The organism is Micrococcus sp. CH7, from assembly GCF_001595485.1.
In the GTDB taxonomy this organism is placed as follows: Bacteria; Actinomycetota; Actinomycetes; order Actinomycetales; family Micrococcaceae; genus Micrococcus; species Micrococcus luteus.
This window is the reverse complement of sequence record NZ_LOSQ01000003.1, coordinates 110,893-129,022: the sequence shown is the minus strand read 5'-3', so window position 1 is coordinate 129,022 and position 18,130 is coordinate 110,893. Positions and strand designations below refer to the sequence as shown.

The following is an 18,130-nucleotide window of genomic DNA, read 5'->3' as shown; positions in this document are numbered from 1 at the left end:
GGTGGTGTAGGAACTTCCATCCTGCCGGGCGGGGCCCGCTCGTCTCATCTCAGCCCGTACCCCGTGGCAAGAACCTCATGACCCACAACAGCTAGGCTGGCGCACGTGATCGACGTCAAGGACCTCATCGAGCAGCCCGAGAAGTACCGCGCCTCCCAGGAGGCCCGCGGGGAGGACGCGTCCCTCGTGGACCGCGTGGTCGAGGCAGACGCGGCCCGCCGCTCGTCCATCGCGGGCTTCGAGCAGCTGCGCGCGGAGCAGAAGGCCTTCGGCAAGCGTGTCGCCCAGGCGAAGGGCGAGGAGAAGCAGGCCCTGCTGGCCGAGGTGAAGGACCTGGCCGCGCGCGTGAAGGAGGCCGAGTCGGCCGCCGGCGCCGCCGAGGCCCGCCTCGCGGAGCTGCAGCGCGCCTTCCCGAACCTGATCGTCGACGGCGTCCCGGCCGGCGGCGAGGACGACTTCGTGGTCCTCAAGGAGGTCGGCACCCCGCGCGACTTCGCCGCCGAGGGCTTCGAGCCGCGCGACCACCTCGAGCTCGGCGAGCTGCTCGGGGCGATCGACATGGAGCGCGGCGCGAAGGTGTCCGGCGCCCGGTTCAGCTTCCTCAAGGGCGTGGGCGCGCGTCTCGAGCTCGCCCTGATGCAGCTGGGCCTGGACCTGGCCCTGGAGAACGGCTTCGTGCCGGTCATCCCGCCCACCCTGGTGCGCCCGGAGACCATGCAGGGCACCGGCTTCGACGTCGAGCATGACGACGAGATCTACCGCCTGGAGCGCGACGACCTGTATCTCGTGGGCACCTCCGAGGTGGCCCTGGCCGGCTACCACGCGGACGAGATCATGGACGTGAGCGCCCCCGTCCGGTACGCCGGCTGGTCCACGTGCTACCGGCGTGAGGCGGGCTCGGCGGGCAAGGACACCCGCGGCATCATCCGCGTGCACCAGTTCAACAAGCTGGAGATGTTCATCTACGCCGCACAGGAGGACGCGGAGGCGGAGCACGAGCGCCTGCTGGCGTGGGAGGAGCGGATGCTGGGCGCCATCGAGGTGCCGTACCGCGTGATCGACATCGCCGCCGGCGACCTCGGCCTCTCCGCCGCCCGCAAGTTCGACTGCGAGGCATGGGTCCCCACGCAGGGCACCTATCGCGAGCTGACGTCCACCTCGAACTGCACCACGTTCCAGGCCCGCCGCCTCAACATCCGCGAGCGGGTCCGCACGGAGGACGGCTCCAAGGGCGGCACCCGCATGGTGGCCACGCTCAACGGCACCCTGGCCACCACCCGCTGGATCGTGGCGATCCTGGAGAACCACCAGAACGCGGACGGCTCGGTCACCGTGCCCGCCGCGCTGCGCCCCTACCTCGGCGGGATGGAGCGCTTCGAGCTGGTCTGAGCGGACGACGTCGTCCCCCGGCGGCGTCGGCCGCCTCGCCCGCCTGCCCCGCGGCGCCCCTGCGGCGCCCCCGCCGTTCACCCGCGCGTCGCCGTCGTGTCCGGGCCGTGTGGTTGGGTGGGGGTCATGACGAAGAAGCTCGTGTGCCTGGACGTGGACGGAACGATCGTGGACCATGACGGCCATCTGCATGAGCCCGTGCGCGCGGCCGTGCGGGCCGTGCTGGACGCCGGGCACCACGTGGTCATCGCGACGGGCCGCTCCCGCGCGGCCACCCTGCCCGTGGCCCGCTCCCTGGGGATCGGCGCCGGCTTCATGGTGTGCTCCAACGGCGGTGTCACGCTGCGCCTGGACCCCGAGCTGGAGGAGGGCTACGAGGTCACGGACCTGCGCACCTTCGACCCGCGCTCGGTCCTGACCCAGCTGCGCCACCGCCTGCCCAGCGCCAAGTACGCGCTCGAGCTGCCGGACGGCACCTTCCGCTCCACCGAGCGGTTCCAGGACATGTCCTTCGGCGTGGCCGCGGAGGGCGTCACGTTCGAGGAGCTCATGGACACCACGGCCGTGCGCCTCGTGGTGTTCTCCACGGACTCCTCCGCCGAGGAGTTCGGCCGTGCGGTGGAGGGCATCGGTCTGTCCGGCGTGACCTACTCCGTGGGCTGGACGGCGTGGCTCGATGTCGCCGCGGCGGGCGTGACCAAGGCGTCCGGGCTCGAGGCGCTGCGCACCGTGCTGAAGGTGGCCCCCGAGGACACCGTGGCCGTGGGCGACGGCCGCAACGACATCGAGATGCTGCGCTGGGCCGGCCGCGGCGTGGCCATGGGCCAGGCCGTGGAGGAGGTCGTGGCCGCCGCGGACGAGGTCACCGGGCACGTGGACGAGCACGGGCTCGCCACGGTGCTGCGCTCGCTCCTCGAGGAGCCGGCCGCGGTCTGAGCGGCGCGACCGGCCCGGGCCGCCGGGTCAGCCCCCCGCCAGCGTGAGCAGGCGCGCGGCGGCGGGGCGGCAGGCGTGCTCCTCGTTCCAGTAGGAGCGCTGCACCGCCTGTGAGACCGCCTGCGCCGTGATCCCGAGCGCGGCGGCCGCCGGCTTCTGCTGGCCGCGCACCCCGGGCACCAGCAGGTCCAGCACCGCCCACTCGGCGTCGGTCCGGGACCACACGAGCTGCCCGACGAGTCGCAGCACGGCCTCGGCCTCGGCGGCCGCCTCCTCGTCCCGGCCGCGCACGGCCAACGGGATCCGCGCGGTGGACACGGCCGCCGCCTCCACGGCCCGCCGCGCCGCCGCGAGACCGGGCCCGCCGGCGTCGTGCAGGTCCCCGGAGGCGGGCGCGCCCGCCGCACCGTCCGCGTGCGTCACCGTCCCGACGCCGACCCCCACGTTCCAGCGGCGCTGCCGCAGGGCGCGCAGCGCCACGTCCACGGCGACGCGCGGGTCCTCGACGGCGCCGATCAGCTCGTCGCCCACGGCGCGCTGGAACGGGAGCACGACGGCGTCGCCGAGCCCCGGCACGTCCTGGAGGGCGCGCAGGAACGTGTCCACGCGGTCGCCGGCGTCGAGGGTGTCCCGCTGGTTGATGGTGAGCACGAACATGGTCGTCGATTCTGCCAGCCCGCAGACGACGCCGGCCGCCCACCCCGAGGGGTGAGCGGCCGGCGTCGCGCGTGGGCGGTGCGGGGGTCAGCGGCCCTGGGGCTCGTCGGTCTCCTCGCCCTCCTCGGTGGCCGGCTGCGCCTCCTCGGTGTCCACCTCGCGGCCCTGGGGCTCGTCGGTCGGGGACTCCTCGCCCTCGGCGTTGAAGCGCTGGATGGAGGCCTCGAGCTCGGCCTCGGCCGCCGCGCGGCCCTCCCAGCCCTCGGCCTTGACCCACTTGCCCGGCTCCAGGTCCTTGTAGCGGGTGAAGAAGTGCTCGATCTCCTGCTTGAGGGACTCCTCCACGTGCTCGAGCTCGGTGATGTGGTCGTAGCGCTTGTCCGCCGGGACGCACAGCAGCTTGGCGTCGCCGCCGCCGTCGTCGGTCATGTTGAACACGCCGATCGGGCGGGCCTCGACGACGCAGCCCGGCACCAGGTCGAAGCCCGGCAGGTACACGAGGGCGTCCAGCGGGTCGCCGTCCTCGCCGAGGGTGTTCTCGAAGTAGCCGTAGTGCGTGGGGTACTGCATGGAGGTGAAGAGCACGCGGTCCAGGCGCAGGCGGCCGGTCTCGTGGTCGAACTCGTACTTCACGCGGGAGCCCGCGGGGATCTCGATGGTGACGTCGTGCGCCATGACTCTCCTTCGCACAGAGGGTGGGGTGTCCGGGCGGCGCGGCGCCGCCCGGCGGTGCTGCCGTCAGCCTACCGGGGGCGTCCGTCATGATGGACGCATGGGACAGGTGGACACGGGGCGCGCTGGGCGTCGGGATCGACGCACGGAACACCGCCGGAGCCGCTCGCTCCCCGCCGTCCTCCTGGCCGCGCTCACGGCCGCCCTGGTCGCCTGCGGGCCCGTGACCGCACCGACGGCCCCGTCGAGCGCGCCCGCCTCGTCGACGACCGCCGAGCCGACGTCGTCGTCCCCGTCCGCCGGCCCCACCGCGGCCCAGGTGGCGGCCGCCGTCGAGCCGGGGCTGGAGACGTCCCCGGGCACGGTCTCCGCCGAGTTCCGCGACCTGGCCACCGGCGAGGTGCTCTACGCGCGGGACGCGGACGAGCCCGTGGCCCCCGCGTCCTCGCTCAAGGTGCTCGCCGCCGCGGCCATCGTCTCCGCCCTGGGTCCTGAGACGACCCTGCAGACCACCGTGGTGGCCCAGCCCACCGCGGACGGCGCGGCCACCGAGCTGGTGCTCGTGGGCGGCGGCGACGTGCTGCTGGGCACGGGCGCCTCGGACTCGAAACACGTCTCCGGCCGCGCGGGCCTGCGCACCCTCGCGGAGCGGACCGTGGCCGGACTCGTCGAGGACGGCGTCACCGGGCAGGTGGTGGTCAGCACGGACCTGCGGCTCTTCACCGACCGCAAGGCCCTGAACCCGCGCTGGACGCCGGACATCCCGGAGAGCGGCAACGTCGCGCCGGTGCAGCCGCTGGCCACCTACGGCGGTCGCGAGGCCCCCGGCACCGGGGAGGACCGCATCGAGGCCCCGGCGCAGTTCGCCGCGCTCACCTTCCAGGCCGCCCTCGACGACGCGGTGGCCGCCTCCGGTGCCGACCTCGAGGTGGGTCTGCGGGACACGATCCCGGCCACCGAGGTGCCGCGCGCCACGGTCCTCGCCGCCGCCCCCGTCGCGGCCGTGGAGTCCGCGCCCGTGGGGGAGCAGGTCGCGTACCTGCTGGCCCACTCGGAGAACCAGGTGGTCGAGGCCCTGGCCCACGCGGCCGCGCCCGCCGCCGACCTGCCCGCCACCCACGAGGGTGCCGCGCAGCTGCTGACGGCCACCGCCGAGGACCTCGGCGTGGACACCGCCGGGATGGCGCTCGTGGACTCCTCCGGACTCTCCCCGGACAACCGGGTCAGCGCGGGCCAGCTGGCCGGCGTCGTGGCCGGGGTGGCCCGCACGCCCGCCCTGGGCACCGTGCTGGAGGGCCTGCCGCGGCCCGGCGAGGACTCCACCCTGGGCGACCGGTTCCCGGATGCCCCCGCGCGGCAGGCCGTGGCCGCGAAGACCGGCACGCTCGACCAGACGGTCTCCCTCACCGGCACCGTCACCACGACGTCCGGGCGGGTCCTCGCGTTCAGCATCATCTGCTCGGATCTGCAGTGGAAGTTGGAGCCCGCGCGCGCGGCGGTCGATGAGGCCGTCAGCGCCGTCGCCGGGCTCTGATCCGAGGTCCGGGCCCTGTGATCTGATGGAGCCCATGAGCGACCACCACGCGACCGACCGCCCTCGCGCCGCGGACGCCGAGCCGGGCGCCCCCGCCGAGCCGGCCCCCGCCGTCGCCCACCCGGTGGACTGGGCCTTCGCGGCACGGACCGCACGGTCCCTCGCCGCCGCCGGCCCCCGGTTCACGCCGCGGGAGGCGACGCGCGAGGCGGAGGGCCTGCGCGCCGCCGCGGAGGCCGCCGTGCCGCACGTCCACCGCCTGACCGGGCTCGAGGCGGCCCGGGACCTGCGCGACTCGCAGGTGCTCGTGGTGGACCGCCCCACCTGGTCGCGCGCCGCCACGCAGTCCTTCGCCACCCTGCTGGACCCCACGTTCGCGCACCTGCGGGACACCCGGCCCCGCGAGCACGCCGCCGCCACCACCCGCGTCACCCGGCACGCCACCGCCCTGGAGATGGGAGGGATCCTCGCGTGGATGTCCGGGAAGATCCTCGGCCAGTACGACCCGTTCATCGCGCTGCCCGGCCCCGGGGGGACGGCGGCCGGTCCCGCCGGCGGACGCCTGCTGCTCGTGGCCCCGAACGTCGCGCAGGTGCGCGCGGAGATCAACGTCGACCCGGCGGACTTCCGCCTCTGGGTGTGCCTGCACGAGCAGACCCACCGCGTGCAGTTCGCTGCCGCGCCCTGGCTGCGCGAGCACCTGCGGGCCGAGATCACCGCGCTCACCGTCGGCCTGTTCGACAGGGCCGAGTCCCTGCCCGAGCGCCTGCGCACCGCGCTCGCGGCGGCGAACCCGCTGGGTCGGGAGGCCGACGCCGGCCGGACCGGGACACGGGACGGACACGACGCGCAGGACGCGGCCCCGGCCCGACCCGCGCCGGGCCTGCTCGGGGCGATCCAGGACGAGGAGGACCGGGAGCGCCTGTCCCGGCTGACGGCCGTGATGTCCCTGCTCGAGGGGCACGCGAACGTGGTGATGGACGGCGTCGACTCCTCCGTCGTGTCGTCCGTCAAGACCATCCGCCGTCGCTTCGACGAGCGCGGCGACCGCCGGTCGCCCCTGGACCGCATGCTCCGCCGCCTGCTGGGCATGGACGCCAAGATGGCCCAGTACCGCGACGGTCAGAGGTTCGTGGCCGCCGCCGTGGCCGAGCTCGGCATGGCCGGGTTCAACGTGGTCTGGGACGCCCCCGAGCTGCTGCCGAGCGAGGCCGAGCTCCACGCCCCCGAGACGTGGGTGGCGCGCATCCGTGCCCAGGCCTGAGGCGCGGGACCCGGGGCCGACGCCGGCGGGCGGGGCCGGCGGCCTGCCCGCGGTCGGCGCATGGCCGCCGCGCACCCGCTGGCCCGAGCCCCTGCACCGGGCCGTCGCGGCGGTGCGGGAGGCCCTCGCGGGCGACGGGTCCTGTCGCGCGGATGCCGGGCCGGGCCGGGCGGGGAATCGCCCCCGCGGGCTCGTCGCCCTCTCCGGCGGCGCCGACTCCCTCGCGCTCGCCGTGGCCTGCGCCGTCCTCGTGGGCACCCGGGACGGTGCGCGGCTCGGCCCGATCGGCGCGGCCGTGGTGGACCACGGGCTGCAGTCGGGCAGCGACGCGGTGGCGGCGGCCGCCGCCGACGTCGCCCGCATCCTCGGCCTGACCCCGGTCACCGTCACGCGGGTCGAGGTGGCCCGCACCGGCGACGGCCCGGAGGCCGACGCCCGGCGTGCCCGCCGGGTGGCCCTCGCCGCCGCCGCCCGAGACGCGGGGCAGGGCGCCGCCGCCCCGGGGGCGGGCGCCGCCGTCGTCCTCACCGCCCACACCGCCGACGACCAGGCCGAACAGGTCCTCCTCGGGCTCGCGCGCGGGTCCGGCACGCGGTCCCTCGCGGGGATCCCGGCGCGTGGGACGCTGCCGGGCGGGGCCGCCGTCGTCCGACCCCTGCTGGGCCTGGCCCGCGCGGACACCGAGGCGATCTGCCGCTGGGCCGGGCTGACCTGGTTCGAGGACCCGCACAACCGCGATCCCGCGCTGCTGCGCTCGCGGGTCCGCACCCGCGTGCTGCCCGCGCTCGAGGACCCCGACGCCGGCCTCGGCCCCGGCGTGCGGGTCGGGCTGGTGCGCACCGCGGCCATCGCGGCCGAGGACGCCGCGGCCCTCGACGCATGGGCCGGCGACGAGGTCACCCGGCTGCGCGTCGACCCGCCCGCCGGGGACCCGCGCGTCGTCTCCCTGGACCTGGACGCCCTGGCCGCGCTGCCCGCCGCCGTGCGCCACCGCGTGATCGCGCGCGCCGCCCGCGCCGCGGGAGGGCAGGCCCCGCCCCGCGAACGGATCCTCGCGGTGGACGCCCTCGTGACGGGCGCCCGCGCGGGGGGCACGTCGGCCGGTCCGGTGGAGCTGCCCGGCGGGGTGGCCGTGCATCGGGCGTGTGCCAGACTGGACCTCATCCCCTGCCTGCCCGGTCCCTGACTGCGGCCCGGCCCGGCATTCCCGCACGAGCACTCACCAGGAGCGGCGCATGGACGCACAGGATGTCCAGAACGACCTCAGCCACGTCCTCATGTCCCGCGAGGACGTGCAGGACACGATCACGGACCTGGCCCGCCAGATCGACCGCGACTACGCGGACAAGGACCTGCTCATCGTCGCCGTGCTCAAGGGCGCGGTGATGGTGGTCGCCGACCTCACCCGCGCCCTGCACTCCCACGTGGAGCTGGACTTCATGGCGGTCTCCTCCTACGGCTCCGGCACCAAGTCCTCCGGCGTGGTCCGCATCCTCAAGGACCTCGACGCGGACCTCACGGGCCGGCACGTGCTGATCGTCGAGGACATCATCGACTCCGGCCTGACCCTGTCCTGGCTCAAGGCCAACCTGGAGTCCCGCGGCCCGGCCTCGGTCGAGATCTGCACCCTGCTGCGCAAGCCGGAGGCCATGAAGGTGGACATCGACGTGAAGTACGTCGGGCGGGACATCCCCAACGAGTTCGTGGTGGGCTACGGCCTGGACTACGCGGAGAAGTACCGCAACCTGGACTTCGTGGGCACGCTCGCCCCGCACGTGTACAGCTGACCGGGGCCCGGCCCGGCGTGGCCGCCGCAGCAGCGACCTGTCACGTGAGCGGTCGCTCTGAGGTGCCATTCACGCCCCATTCCGACTCCTTGCGTGACAGGTCGCCGGCGTCCCCGAGGTGACGGCGCACCTCCACGAACACGCGCGTGAATCCGCGGCGAGCGTCGGAGGAGGACACGGTGATGTTCCGGTAGCCCCGTCGCTCGAAGGCCGCGTTGCGCTGCACGTCGCGATCGATCTGGCGATCCGCACCGTGGTGGCCGCCGTCGTAGTGCAGGGCCACTCTCGCCTGCCGATAGCCCAGGTCCGCCGTCGCGGGGTGGTGCAGGGAGAACTCCGGGTCCCAGACCTCGAGCTGCAGTGCGGGCTCGGGGAGCCCGGCGGCCCTCAGCGCGAGCCGGAGCCGCGTCTCCTTCGGCGAGTGCGCCCCCACCCGGACCAGTGTGGCGGCGGTGCGGAGCCGTCGTCGTCGGTTGTGCGCGGACGGGCTCGCTTCGGCCGCCTGGGCCAGGGCCGCCCGGGTCCGCTCGGCGGCGTCCGGGCCGCCGGACAGCTGCGCCCGGCGGACGAGATGGTCGCCGAGGATGACGAGCTCGTCGTCGTCGAGCAGGGCCGAGAGGTCGACCCAGAGACGGGGCGGGGCGGTGACGTACCAGGCCAGGCCGCCGATCCGCACGCCCTCCACGTCCGCGGGCGGGAGTGCCGTCCGGTGGGAGGTGACGCCGGGGAGGGCGAGGCGGCCACGGTCCCGCGGGCGGCTCACGTGGACGCCGTCCTCCGCGTCCAGTCGCTCCGGCAGCCAGATCTCCCGGGCGCGGGCTGCGGTCTGGTGCGACACCACCGTGGTGGCGCGGTGCCGGGCGAGCCGCAGCAGCAGCTCGCGTTGGGCGGCCGAGAGCGGGGTGCTCCACCGGTAGGGGGAGGAGCCGGCCACGGGGCGTTCGACGGCGGCCGGGGTGGCCTCACGCCGGCGGTAGAGGCCCCGGGCGAGGCGTTCGACGTCGGAGCGACGCAGCCGGTTGCGGTCGATGCCGGCGGCCCTCGCCTGCGCGGCGGTGAAGGGGCCGTGAAGCAAGGCCGCGGGAAGCGGGGCGGGGTGACGCATGGTGCCAGCCTGGCGCGGTGGGGCGGGCGGCGTCCTGAGCCGCCGCCGGCCTGGGGAGGAATGCGGGTGCACGGGGGTCTGTGCAGGAGGGGACACAGGGGCGCGACCGCAGCGCCGGCGACCTGTCACGCGAGCGGTCGCTCCGAGGCGCCATCCACGCGCCATTCCGACCTCTCGCATTCCCGGTGGGCGTCAAGACGGCGCTGGCCGACGTCGCCGCCGGCCGACCGCCCGCGCCCTGTCCACCTGACGCGAACAGTCAGCGGACACCCGGGCCGGGCCGGTACCGTGGGGGCTTGACCCGGGCGCGACGTCGGCCCTGCGCCGGCCCCGGCCGCACGGCGGCCGCCCCGGGCAGCCCGGCCCCCGCGGCAGACCAGGAGACACTCGGACCGTGAAGAAGCTGTTCAACAAGCCCTACGTCTGGATCCTGCTGGGCCTGCTGGTCCTCGCCGTCGCGATCCCGCTGACCACGTCACAGAGCGGCCGCACCGTGGTGGACACCAACGTGGGCATGGCCCTGCTGAAGGACGACAAGGCCGCGCAGGCCCGCGTGGTGGACGGGGACCAGCGCGTGGACCTCACCCTGCGTGAGCCCTACAAGCAGGACGACCGGGACCTCGGCAAGGAGGTCTACTTCTACTTCGCCAGCGCGCGCGCCACGGACGTGGTCACCGCGGTGGACGACTCGGCCCTGGACGGCTACACGGACGAGCCGGTGCGGAGCAACTGGTTCCTCTCGCTACTCGGCTTCATGGTCCCGTTCCTGCTCATCGCACTGCTGTTCTGGTTCCTGATGTCCCGCATGCAGGGCGGCGGCGGCAAGGTCATGCAGTTCGGCAAGTCCCGCGCCAAGCTGATCAACAAGGACAACCCGGACGTGCTGTTCAAGGACGTCGCGGGCGCGGACGAGGCCGTGGAGGAGCTCCAGGAGATCAAGGAGTTCCTCACCGTGCCGGACCGCTTCCGCGCGGTGGGCGCCAAGATCCCCAAGGGCGTGCTGCTCTACGGCCCGCCCGGCACGGGCAAGACCCTCCTGGCCAAGGCCGTGGCCGGTGAGGCCGGCGTGCCGTTCTACTCGATCTCCGGCTCGGACTTCGTGGAGATGTTCGTGGGTGTCGGCGCCTCGCGCGTGCGCGACCTCTTCGAGCAGGCCAAGTCCAACGCCCCCGCCATCATCTTCGTGGACGAGATCGACGCCGTCGGCCGGCACCGCGGCGCAGGCATCGGCGGCGGCAACGACGAGCGCGAGCAGACCCTGAACCAGATGCTCGTGGAGATGGACGGCTTCGACGCCTCCACGAACGTCATCATGATCGCCGCGACCAACCGCCCGGACGTCCTGGACCCGGCGCTGCTGCGCCCGGGCCGCTTCGACCGCCAGATCCCCGTGGACGCCCCGGACCTCGAGGGCCGCGCCAGGATCCTCGAGGTGCACGCGCAGGGCAAGCCGATCGCCCTGGACGTGGACCTGCGCGCCCTGGCCAAGCGCACCCCCGGCTACACGGGTGCGGACCTGGCCAACGTGATCAACGAGGCCGCGCTGCTCACGGCGCGCTCGAACAACAACGTGATCGACAACCACGCCCTGGACGAGGCCGTGGACCGCGTGATGGCCGGCCCGCAGAAGCGCACCCGCCTGATGAACGAGCACGAGCGCAAGGTCACCGCCTACCACGAGGGCGGCCACGCGCTCGTGGCGGCCGGGCTGCGCAACTCCGCCCCGGTCACCAAGATCACGATCCTGCCCCGCGGCCGCGCCCTGGGCTACACGATGGTGGTCCCGGAGGACGACAAGTACTCCGTCACCCGCAACGAGCTCCTGGACCAGCTCGCGTACGCGATGGGCGGGCGCGTGGCGGAGGAGATCGTGTTCAAGGACCCGTCCACGGGCGCCGCGAACGACATCCAGAAGGCCACGGACACGGCCCGCAAGATGGTCACCGAGTACGGCATGTCCGCCAAGGTGGGCGCGGTCAAGCTCGGCGGCGGCAGCTCCGAGCCCTTCGTGGGCGGCGCCGCCGGCGGCTCCTCCCGTGAGTACTCCGAGGAGCTCGCGTACCTGGTGGACGCCGAGGTCCGCACCCTGCTGGACCAGGCCCACGCCGAGGCCCACTGGGTGCTCACGGAGAACCGGGACGTCCTGGACCGGCTGGCCTACGAGCTGCTGGAGAAGGAGACGCTGACCCAGGAGGCCATCGCCGCCATCTTCGCGGACGTGCGCAAGCGGCCCGAGCGCGGCGTGTGGCTGGCCTCGGACGACCGGCTCCCGCAGGACATCCCGCCGGTCCTCTCCCCCTCCGAGCGCCGCTCGCGCCACGACGGCGGGGAGCAGACCCCCGTCGGCGTCGAGGGCACCACGGTGCCGGTGCGTCCGGAGGGTGCGCCGCCGTCGTCGCTGGGCGGGGACGCGGCCGGCCCCGGCCTGCCGCCGCACGGCGGTCCGAGCAACACGCCGGGCCCCGGCGAGGGACCGACCTTTTGACCGCGCAGGAGGCCCGCATGACAGCCCACACCCCCGACGACGCCGTCCCCGGCACGTTCGACCCGGACTCGACCGCGGTGGACCGGCCGCGCATCGAGGCGGCGGTGCGGGAGATCCTGCTGGCGATCGGTGAGGACCCGGACCGCGAGGGCCTGGCGGACACCCCGGCGCGGGTGGCCAAGGCGTACGCGGAGTTCTTCGCGGGCCTGCACCAGAGCCCGGACCAGGTGCTCGGCACCACGTTCGACATCGCGCACGAGGAGCTCGTGCTGGTGAAGGACATCCCGTTCTACTCGACCTGCGAGCACCACCTGGTGCCGTTCCACGGCACCGCGCACATCGGCTACATACCCTCCGCCGAGGGCCGCGTGACGGGGCTGTCCAAGCTGGCCCGTCTCGTGGAGCTGTACGCGCGGCGTCCGCAGGTGCAGGAGCGGCTGACCACGCAGGTGGTGGAGGCGCTCATGGAGCACCTGGCCCCGCGCGGGGCGATCGTGGTGGTGGAGGCCGAGCACATGTGCATGTCCATGCGCGGCGTGCGCAAGCCGGGCGCGAAGACCGTCACCTCGGCGGTGCGCGGCCAGCTGCGGGATCCGTCCACGCGCTCGGAGGCGATGAGCCTCATCATGCACGGCTGAGGACCACCGACGGCGGAGGAGGACACGTGGACGAGAGCATCGACGCGGCGGCGCGGGAGGCGAACCGCGCCCTGCTGGGGCGGCTGCTCGCGGATCGGACCCTGGTCATGGGCATCCTCAATGTCACCCCTGACTCGTTCTCGGACGGCGGGGAGCACGCCACCGTCCGCGCGGCCGTCGAGCACGCCCGGCGCATGGTCGCGGACGGCGCGGACATCGTGGACGTGGGCGGGGAGTCCACCCGCCCCGGGGCCCACGCCGTGCCGCCGGCCGAGGAGCAGGAGCGCATCCTCCCTGTGATCGAGGCGCTGCTGGCCGAGGACGTCGTCGTCTCCGTGGACACGCGCCACACCGCCACCGCCCGGGCTGCCCTGGCGCTGGGGCCGGTGATCGTCAACGACGTCTCCGGCCTCGCCCACGAGCCGGATATGCCGGCGCTGATCGCCACGTCGGGCGCGCCGTACATCCTCATGCACAACCGCGGGAACCCGCAGACCATGGACGGGCTGGCCGTCTACGAGGACACCGTCCCGGACGTCGTGTGCGAGCTGCGGGACGTGGCCGGCCGCTTCCTCGCCGCGGGCGTCGAGCCCGCGCAGCTGATCGTCGACCCGGGCCTGGGCTTCGCGAAGGCCGGCGAGCAGAACTGGGAGCTGCTGCGCGGCCTCGAGTGGCTCCGCGCCATGGGCCACCCGGTGCTCGTCGCCGCCTCGCGCAAGCGGTTCCTGGGCACGCTGCTGGCGGACGACGACGGCACCCCGGCCCCGCCCGCCGCGCGCGACGCCGCCACCGCGGCCATCTCCGCCCTCGCCGCCGCCCAGGGCGCGTGGGGCGTGCGCGTGCACGACGTGCGCGCCAGCGCCGACGCCGTCCGCGCCGCCGCGGCCTGGGTCGGGGCGCATGCCCCGGGTGAGCCCGTCTCCGAGGACGTGCTGCCGTGAGCGCCCGGGACCGCATCCGCCTGGCCGGGCTGTCCGCCGTCGGGCACCACGGGGTCTTCGACCACGAGCGCCGGGACGGGCAGCCGTTCGTCACGGACGTCGTCCTCCACCTCGACGCCGGCCCCGCCGCGGCCGGCGACGACCTCGCGCGCACCGCCAACTACGCCGAGGTCGCGGACACGGTGGTCCGCCTGGTCACCGGGGAGCCGGTGGACCTGATCGAGACCCTCGCCGACCGGATCGCCCGCGCCGTCCTCGCCGAGCAGCCCGTGGTGGCCGCCGTCGAGGTCACCGTGCACAAGCCGCAGGCGCCCATCCCGCACGACTTCGCGGACGCCGCCGTCACCGTGCACCGCACCCGGGAGGACCTCGCGTGAGCACCGTCGACTGGTCGCACCCGGCCGAGGGCCCCGCGCCCGTCCCCGAGCTGGGCGCCCGCCCGGACGCGCCCGTCGCGGCCGTGCTGGCCCTCGGCGCCAACCTGCGCGAGCCGGCGCAGACGCTCGACGCCGCCGTCGCCGCCCTGTCCGCGCTGCCGCACATCACGGACGTCCGGGCCTCGCCCCGGGCCGTCACCACACCCGTGGGCGGGCCGCCGGGCCAGCCCGACTACCTCAACCAGGTGGTCACGCTGCGCACGGACCTCGCGCCGTGGGAGCTGCTCGCGGTGGCGCACCGGCTCGAGCAGGACCACCATCGGCGGCGTGAGGTCCGCTGGGGCGCGCGCACCCTGGACGTGGACGTGATCGCCTACGGAGACGTGCGCAGCGACCACCCGGACCTCACCCTGCCGCACCCCCGCGCGGCCGAGCGGGCCTTCGTGCTGCTGCCGTGGCTGTGGCTCGACGCGGACGCCACGCTCGCCGGCACGCCCGTCGCCGACCTCGCCGCCGTCGCCGCGGACGCCCCCGGGGTGCGCCGTCAGGAGCCCGAGCGGCACCGGCTGCTGGCCGGCACCGACGACGTCGCCCCGCTCCGCCCGGCACGCCCGGACGCCCTCGGGAGGGAGGCCACGTGATCGCGCTGCGCTCCGGGTGGACCCTGCTCGTGGTGCTGGTGGCCGCCGTGCTCGGCTGGCTGGCCGGGCTCGCCGCGCCGTCCCTGGGCTGGCCGGCGCCCGTGGTGGGCCGCGGCGGCCTGATCACCGTGGCCGCGGTCTCCGTGCTGTGCCTCGCGCTGGGCTGGCGGGTGCGCCGCGACCGGGAGAAGCCCGCCGCCGCGCGGATGGACCCGCTCGCCGCGGCCCGCACCCTCGTGCTCGGCCAGGCCTCCGGCTTCGCGGGAGCGGCCCTCGGCGGGTGGCACGCCGGGGTGGCGGTGCAGGTGCTGCTGCGGGCCGGCGTGGAGGCACCGACCGTGCGGGAGGCCGCCCTGCAGGCCGTCGGCGGTCTCGTCCTGCTGGTGGTGGGGCTGATCGTCGAACGGTGGTGCCGGATCCCCCCTGAGGAGGATGCGCCCGAGGGCGGCCGTGGGCAGGATGGGTCCCCGGGCCGCGGCCGACCGGCCCGTCCCGAGACCGAAGGAGGGTATGCCCGTGCCCGGCATTGACCTGAGCGGCGTGGCCTTCACGCCGGCCTCGCCGCGGCTGACCACGGTGAATCTCATCGCCACGTCCATCGGCCACCTGATCTGGCTCGCCGCGTTCTCCGTGCCGCTGATCCTCAAGCTCACCGGCCCGTGGGCGGGGATGGCCGCGTGGGTCGCGTGGGGGCTGCCGGCCGTCGTCGTCGTGTCCTGGATCGTGGACCTGATCCTGATCCCGCGGCGCGTGCGCGCGATGGGCTGGGCCGAGCGCGAGGACGACGTCCTGTGGCGCGAGGGCATCCTGTTCCGCAGCGTGCACGCGGTGCCGTACGGCCGCCTGCAGTACGTGGACGTGTCGGACGGTCCGCTGCTGCGCCGGGTCGGGCTGCAGACCCTCACCCTGAAGACCGCCGCCGCGGGCGGGGACGTCACCCTGGAGGGCGTGCCCCGCGAGAGGGCCGAGGAGCTGCGCGAAGTCCTCATGGCGCGCGGCCAGGCGCGGCTGGCGGGCCTGTGAGCGCGGCCGCCCCGCCCCCCGCCGACGACGCCGGCTGGGTCCGCGTCCACCCCGCCTCGCCCTGGGTGCGGGGCTGGACCTTCCTGCTGCTGATCCTGTTCTTCGCGGGCCGCAACGCGGTGGAGGACTTCGCGGCGGGCCGGCTCAGCGGGGAGGACGCCCCGGGCGGCGGCGACGGCAGCCTGCTCGTGGCCGGCGGCATCCTGCTGGGGGTCACCCTGCTGATCAGCCTCGTGTTCTTCTTCTCCTGGTGGTTCACCCGGTTCCGCTGCGGGGAGGACCGGATCGAGCTGCGCCAGGGCTGGCTCTTCCGCAGCCGCCGGCAGATGCGCTACGACCGCATCCAGGCGGTGGACCTGCAGCACCCCCTCGTGGCCCGGCTGCTCGGGCTGGCCACAGTGAAGGTCGAGGCGGCCGACGGCGGCGAGTCCGCGCTCGAGCTGTCCTTCCTGCGCCGCGCCGAGGCCGAAGCGGTGCGCCGGGAGATCCTGGACCGCGCGTCGGGGATGCTCGGGGGAGCCGGGGCGGACGCGTCCGCGCCGGAGCGGGCGGCCGAGCCCGGCCTCCCCGACGCCGACGCCGCGGACGCCGGCGAACTCATGCTGCAGGTGCCCGCGGGGCGGCTCCTCGGCTCCGTCCTGCTCTCCGGAGGCGTGCTGGGGGTGCTGGCCGGGTCCCTGATCTGGCTGGCCGGCCTCGCCCTCGTGGTCGCGCTGCTGCCCGAGGCGGTGCTGGACGAGGGGGAGACCCTGACCGGGATCGGCGCGGCTGCGTCCCTGCCCGCCCTGTTCTCCGTGGCCGGCGTCGCGTGGTCCCGGTTGAACGCCGGCTGGGGCTTCCAGGTGCGCCGCTCCACCGACGGGCTGCGACTGCGGCACGGGCTCACCGAGACCACCCACCAGACCGTCCCGCCGGGGCGGGTGCAGGGGGTGACCGTCTCCCAGCCTCTGTTCTGGCGGCCCTTCGGCTGGTATCGGGTGACCATGGCGGTGGCCGGCTACCTGCAGGAGTCCGACGGCACCCGGGACGTGGCGCTGCCCGTCGGTCCGTGGGAGGACGTGCTCCGCGTCCTCACGGTCGTGGCCCCGGACCCGGGCCTGGAGGATGATCCGCGCGCCGCGCAGGGGCTGACCCCCGCGGGGCTCATGCACCTGGGCGTGCACGGCTCCGGCACGGAGGGGGGCTTCCAGCACGTGCCGCGGCGCGGCAGGTGGTGGTTCAACTGGTTCGCCTGGCGGCGGATCGGCTTCACGACGACGCGGTCCCTGCTGGTGGTGCGCAGCGGCTGGTTGAACCGCCGGCTGCAGACCCTCCAGCACGAGCGCGTGCAGGCGGCCGAGCTGGTGCAGGGGCCGGTGCAGCGGCGCCTGGGCCTGGCCACGGTGCGCGTGTGGGTCGCGGGGGCGAACGCCGTGGTCCGCGACCTCGACGAGGACGTGGCCGTGGACCTGTACGCCCGGGAGGCACGGCACGCGGCCGTCTCACGTCGCCTCGCCGACCGCGACCAGTGGATGCGCCCGGAGGAGCTGGCCCGCTTCGAGCAGCGCACGCGCGAGGTCGCGGCCACCGAGGTGGGCCGCCGCGAACTGGCGCGGGCCGGCGTCGGCGGCGGCGTCGTCGTCGGGGAGGAGAGCGGGGCAGACGTCCCCGCCGTGCGCGGCGAGGAGGAGCGATGACCGGCGGACTCGACCTGAGCCTGGACCCGCATGACCCGGCGCAGCGGCCCGGGCGGCTGGGCGTCGGCGTGGTGAGCGCGGGTCGAGTGGGGGCCGTGCTGGGCTCGGCGCTGCGGGCTGCGGGCCACACGATCACGGGCGTGCACGCCGTCTCCGAGGCCTCGCGGGACCGCGCGGAGATGCTCCTGCCGGGCGTGCCCGTCCTGGAGATCCCCGAGATCCTGCGCCGCTCCGAGATGGTCGTCTTCGCCGTCCCGGACGACGCGCTGGGCGAGCTCGTGGCCGGCCTGGCCGCCGCGGGCCACGTGCAGACCGGCCACCTGCTCGTGCACACCTCCGGCCGCTACGGGGTGGGGGTGATGGAGCCGGTGCGCGCGCACGGGGCGATCCCCCTGGCGATCCACCCGGCCATGACGTTCACGGGGCTGAGCCTCGACGTCGCCCGGCTGCAGGACTGCGTGTTCGGCGTGACCGCGGACCCCGTGGTGCTGCCCGTGGCCCAGGCGCTCGTGGTGGAGATGGGCGGCGAGCCCGTGGTCGTGAAGGAGGCCGACCGGGCGGCCTACCACCTGGCGCTGTCCCACGGGTCGAACCACCTGGTGACGCTGACGGCGCAGGCCCGCCAGATCCTGGAGACGATCGGGGTGGCCGACCCGGAGCGGGTGCTGCGCTCACTGATGACCGCCGCGCTGGAGAACGCGCTCACGGACGGCGACGGCGCCCTCACCGGCCCCGTGGCCCGCGGTGACGTCGACACGCTGCGGACCCACCGTGAGACCCTCGGGGAGCTCGAGGCCGGGGGACTGCCCCCGGACGTGCGGGCCGTGTGGGAGACCCTCGCCCGCGCGACGACCGACCGCGCCGAGACCCGCGGCACCCTGCGCGCGGACACGGCGGCGCGGCTGCGAGAGGTCCTCGACGACTCCGACGACCCCCACGACGACTGACCGACCCCCCGCCGCCCCCGCCCCCCGCTTTCGTTCGGGAAACGGCGGGTCCCGGACC

Annotated in this window: 18 protein-coding genes; 15 read left to right on the top strand and 3 right to left on the bottom strand. The window is 75.2% G+C overall.

All coding sequences use genetic code 11. The features are described from left to right. Positions 1-105: 105 nt before the first annotated feature. On the top strand, positions 106-1,389 hold the full coding sequence (serS, locus tag AUV08_RS01360; protein ID WP_002858254.1) for a serine--tRNA ligase: 1,284 nt from the start codon (positions 106-108) through the stop codon (positions 1,387-1,389). Between the two features lie 126 nt (positions 1,390-1,515). After that, on the top strand, positions 1,516-2,325 hold the full coding sequence (locus AUV08_RS01355; RefSeq protein WP_041104662.1) for an HAD family hydrolase: 810 nt from the start codon (positions 1,516-1,518) through the stop codon (positions 2,323-2,325). A gap of 27 nt (positions 2,326-2,352) precedes the next feature. Here the strand turns inward: AUV08_RS01355 and AUV08_RS01350 are convergent, their stop codons facing one another. Both AUV08_RS01350 and AUV08_RS01345 read right to left on the bottom strand, forming a co-directional pair. After that, entirely contained in the window at positions 2,353-2,982 is a 630-nt protein-coding gene (locus AUV08_RS01350; RefSeq protein ID WP_041104661.1) for a hypothetical protein, read from the bottom strand. 87 nt (positions 2,983-3,069) lie between these two features. Beyond that, complete coding sequence (locus AUV08_RS01345; RefSeq protein ID WP_041104660.1) at positions 3,070-3,657, bottom strand: inorganic diphosphatase; 588 nt, start codon at positions 3,655-3,657, stop codon at positions 3,070-3,072. 220 nt (positions 3,658-3,877) lie between these two features. Here AUV08_RS01345 and dacB point away from each other — a divergent pair, with 220 nt between their 5' ends. Genes dacB through hpt form a run of 4 tightly spaced genes read left to right on the top strand, consistent with a single transcriptional unit; the run spans position 3,878 to position 8,239 of the window. Next, positions 3,878-5,188, top strand: coding sequence for a D-alanyl-D-alanine carboxypeptidase/D-alanyl-D-alanine-endopeptidase (gene dacB, locus AUV08_RS01340; protein ID WP_231862044.1), 1,311 nt, complete (start codon positions 3,878-3,880; stop codon positions 5,186-5,188). 34 nt (positions 5,189-5,222) lie between these two features. Further along, complete coding sequence (locus AUV08_RS01335; RefSeq protein WP_036380812.1) at positions 5,223-6,452, top strand: zinc-dependent metalloprotease; 1,230 nt, start codon at positions 5,223-5,225, stop codon at positions 6,450-6,452. Beyond that, the gene (tilS, locus tag AUV08_RS01330; protein ID WP_036380815.1) at positions 6,439-7,638 is read left to right on the top strand and encodes a tRNA lysidine(34) synthetase TilS; all 1,200 of its coding nucleotides are present in this window, start codon (positions 6,439-6,441) and stop codon (positions 7,636-7,638) included. The genes AUV08_RS01335 and tilS overlap by 14 nt, the downstream gene beginning before the upstream one ends. A 49-nt stretch (positions 7,639-7,687) precedes the next feature. Continuing rightward, entirely contained in the window at positions 7,688-8,239 is a 552-nt protein-coding gene (hpt, locus tag AUV08_RS01325) for a hypoxanthine phosphoribosyltransferase (protein ID WP_020625288.1), read from the top strand. A gap of 40 nt (positions 8,240-8,279) precedes the next feature. On the opposite strand, the gene AUV08_RS01320 is transcribed toward hpt, so the two are convergent. Beyond that, entirely contained in the window at positions 8,280-9,344 is a 1,065-nt protein-coding gene (locus AUV08_RS01320) for a type IV toxin-antitoxin system AbiEi family antitoxin domain-containing protein (RefSeq protein WP_061866868.1), read from the bottom strand. Between the two features lie 394 nt (positions 9,345-9,738). Here AUV08_RS01320 and ftsH point away from each other — a divergent pair, with 394 nt between their 5' ends. From ftsH to AUV08_RS01275, 9 genes are read left to right on the top strand one after another with little or no spacing between them, the layout of a single operon-like run. Further along, the gene (ftsH, locus tag AUV08_RS01315) at positions 9,739-11,829 is read left to right on the top strand and encodes an ATP-dependent zinc metalloprotease FtsH (protein ID WP_061866867.1); all 2,091 of its coding nucleotides are present in this window, start codon (positions 9,739-9,741) and stop codon (positions 11,827-11,829) included. A 17-nt stretch (positions 11,830-11,846) separates the two neighbouring features. Then, positions 11,847-12,467, top strand: coding sequence for a GTP cyclohydrolase I FolE (folE, locus tag AUV08_RS01310; RefSeq protein ID WP_020625291.1), 621 nt, complete (start codon positions 11,847-11,849; stop codon positions 12,465-12,467). Between the two features lie 26 nt (positions 12,468-12,493). Further along, complete coding sequence (gene folP / locus AUV08_RS01305) at positions 12,494-13,408, top strand: dihydropteroate synthase (protein ID WP_061866866.1); 915 nt, start codon at positions 12,494-12,496, stop codon at positions 13,406-13,408. Further along, positions 13,405-13,785 (top strand): dihydroneopterin aldolase, encoded by a 381-nt coding sequence (gene folB, locus AUV08_RS01300; protein WP_061866865.1) that lies wholly within the window; start codon positions 13,405-13,407, stop codon positions 13,783-13,785. The genes folP and folB overlap by 4 nt, the downstream gene beginning before the upstream one ends. Continuing rightward, entirely contained in the window at positions 13,782-14,426 is a 645-nt protein-coding gene (gene folK / locus AUV08_RS01295) for a 2-amino-4-hydroxy-6-hydroxymethyldihydropteridine diphosphokinase (RefSeq protein WP_061866864.1), read from the top strand. Before folB ends, folK begins: the two co-directional genes overlap by 4 nt. Further along, positions 14,423-14,956: a DUF3180 domain-containing protein gene (locus tag AUV08_RS01290; protein ID WP_049145361.1), complete on the top strand. Its 534-nt coding sequence runs from the start codon at positions 14,423-14,425 to the stop codon at positions 14,954-14,956. The genes folK and AUV08_RS01290 overlap by 4 nt, the downstream gene beginning before the upstream one ends. Next, positions 14,937-15,449 carry a PH domain-containing protein gene (locus AUV08_RS01285; RefSeq protein ID WP_061866863.1) on the top strand — a complete coding sequence of 171 codons (513 nt, stop codon included), beginning with the start codon at positions 14,937-14,939 and terminating at the stop codon, positions 15,447-15,449. The genes AUV08_RS01290 and AUV08_RS01285 overlap by 20 nt, the downstream gene beginning before the upstream one ends. Next, entirely contained in the window at positions 15,446-17,125 is a 1,680-nt protein-coding gene (locus AUV08_RS01280; RefSeq protein ID WP_061866862.1) for a PH domain-containing protein, read from the top strand. Before AUV08_RS01285 ends, AUV08_RS01280 begins: the two co-directional genes overlap by 4 nt. Beyond that, complete coding sequence (locus AUV08_RS01275; protein ID WP_061866861.1) at positions 17,122-18,072, top strand: Rossmann-like and DUF2520 domain-containing protein; 951 nt, start codon at positions 17,122-17,124, stop codon at positions 18,070-18,072. The genes AUV08_RS01280 and AUV08_RS01275 overlap by 4 nt, the downstream gene beginning before the upstream one ends. Positions 18,073-18,130 lie beyond the last annotated feature (58 nt).

Coding starts and splice junctions, on each gene's coding strand:
- AUV08_RS01285 (WP_061866863.1), top strand. CDS start 14,937: ATGCCCGTGCCCGGCATTGACCTGAGCGGCGTGGCCTTCACGCCGGCC.
- AUV08_RS01350 (WP_041104661.1), bottom strand. CDS start 2,982: ATGTTCGTGCTCACCATCAACCAGCGGGACACCCTCGACGCCGGCGAC.
- folE (WP_020625291.1), top strand. CDS start 11,847: ATGACAGCCCACACCCCCGACGACGCCGTCCCCGGCACGTTCGACCCG.
- AUV08_RS01345 (WP_041104660.1), bottom strand. CDS start 3,657: ATGGCGCACGACGTCACCATCGAGATCCCCGCGGGCTCCCGCGTGAAG.
- AUV08_RS01275 (WP_061866861.1), top strand. CDS start 17,122: ATGACCGGCGGACTCGACCTGAGCCTGGACCCGCATGACCCGGCGCAG.
- AUV08_RS01320 (WP_061866868.1), bottom strand. CDS start 9,344: ATGCGTCACCCCGCCCCGCTTCCCGCGGCCTTGCTTCACGGCCCCTTC.
- AUV08_RS01335 (WP_036380812.1), top strand. CDS start 5,223: ATGAGCGACCACCACGCGACCGACCGCCCTCGCGCCGCGGACGCCGAG.
- hpt (WP_020625288.1), top strand. CDS start 7,688: ATGGACGCACAGGATGTCCAGAACGACCTCAGCCACGTCCTCATGTCC.
- AUV08_RS01355 (WP_041104662.1), top strand. CDS start 1,516: ATGACGAAGAAGCTCGTGTGCCTGGACGTGGACGGAACGATCGTGGAC.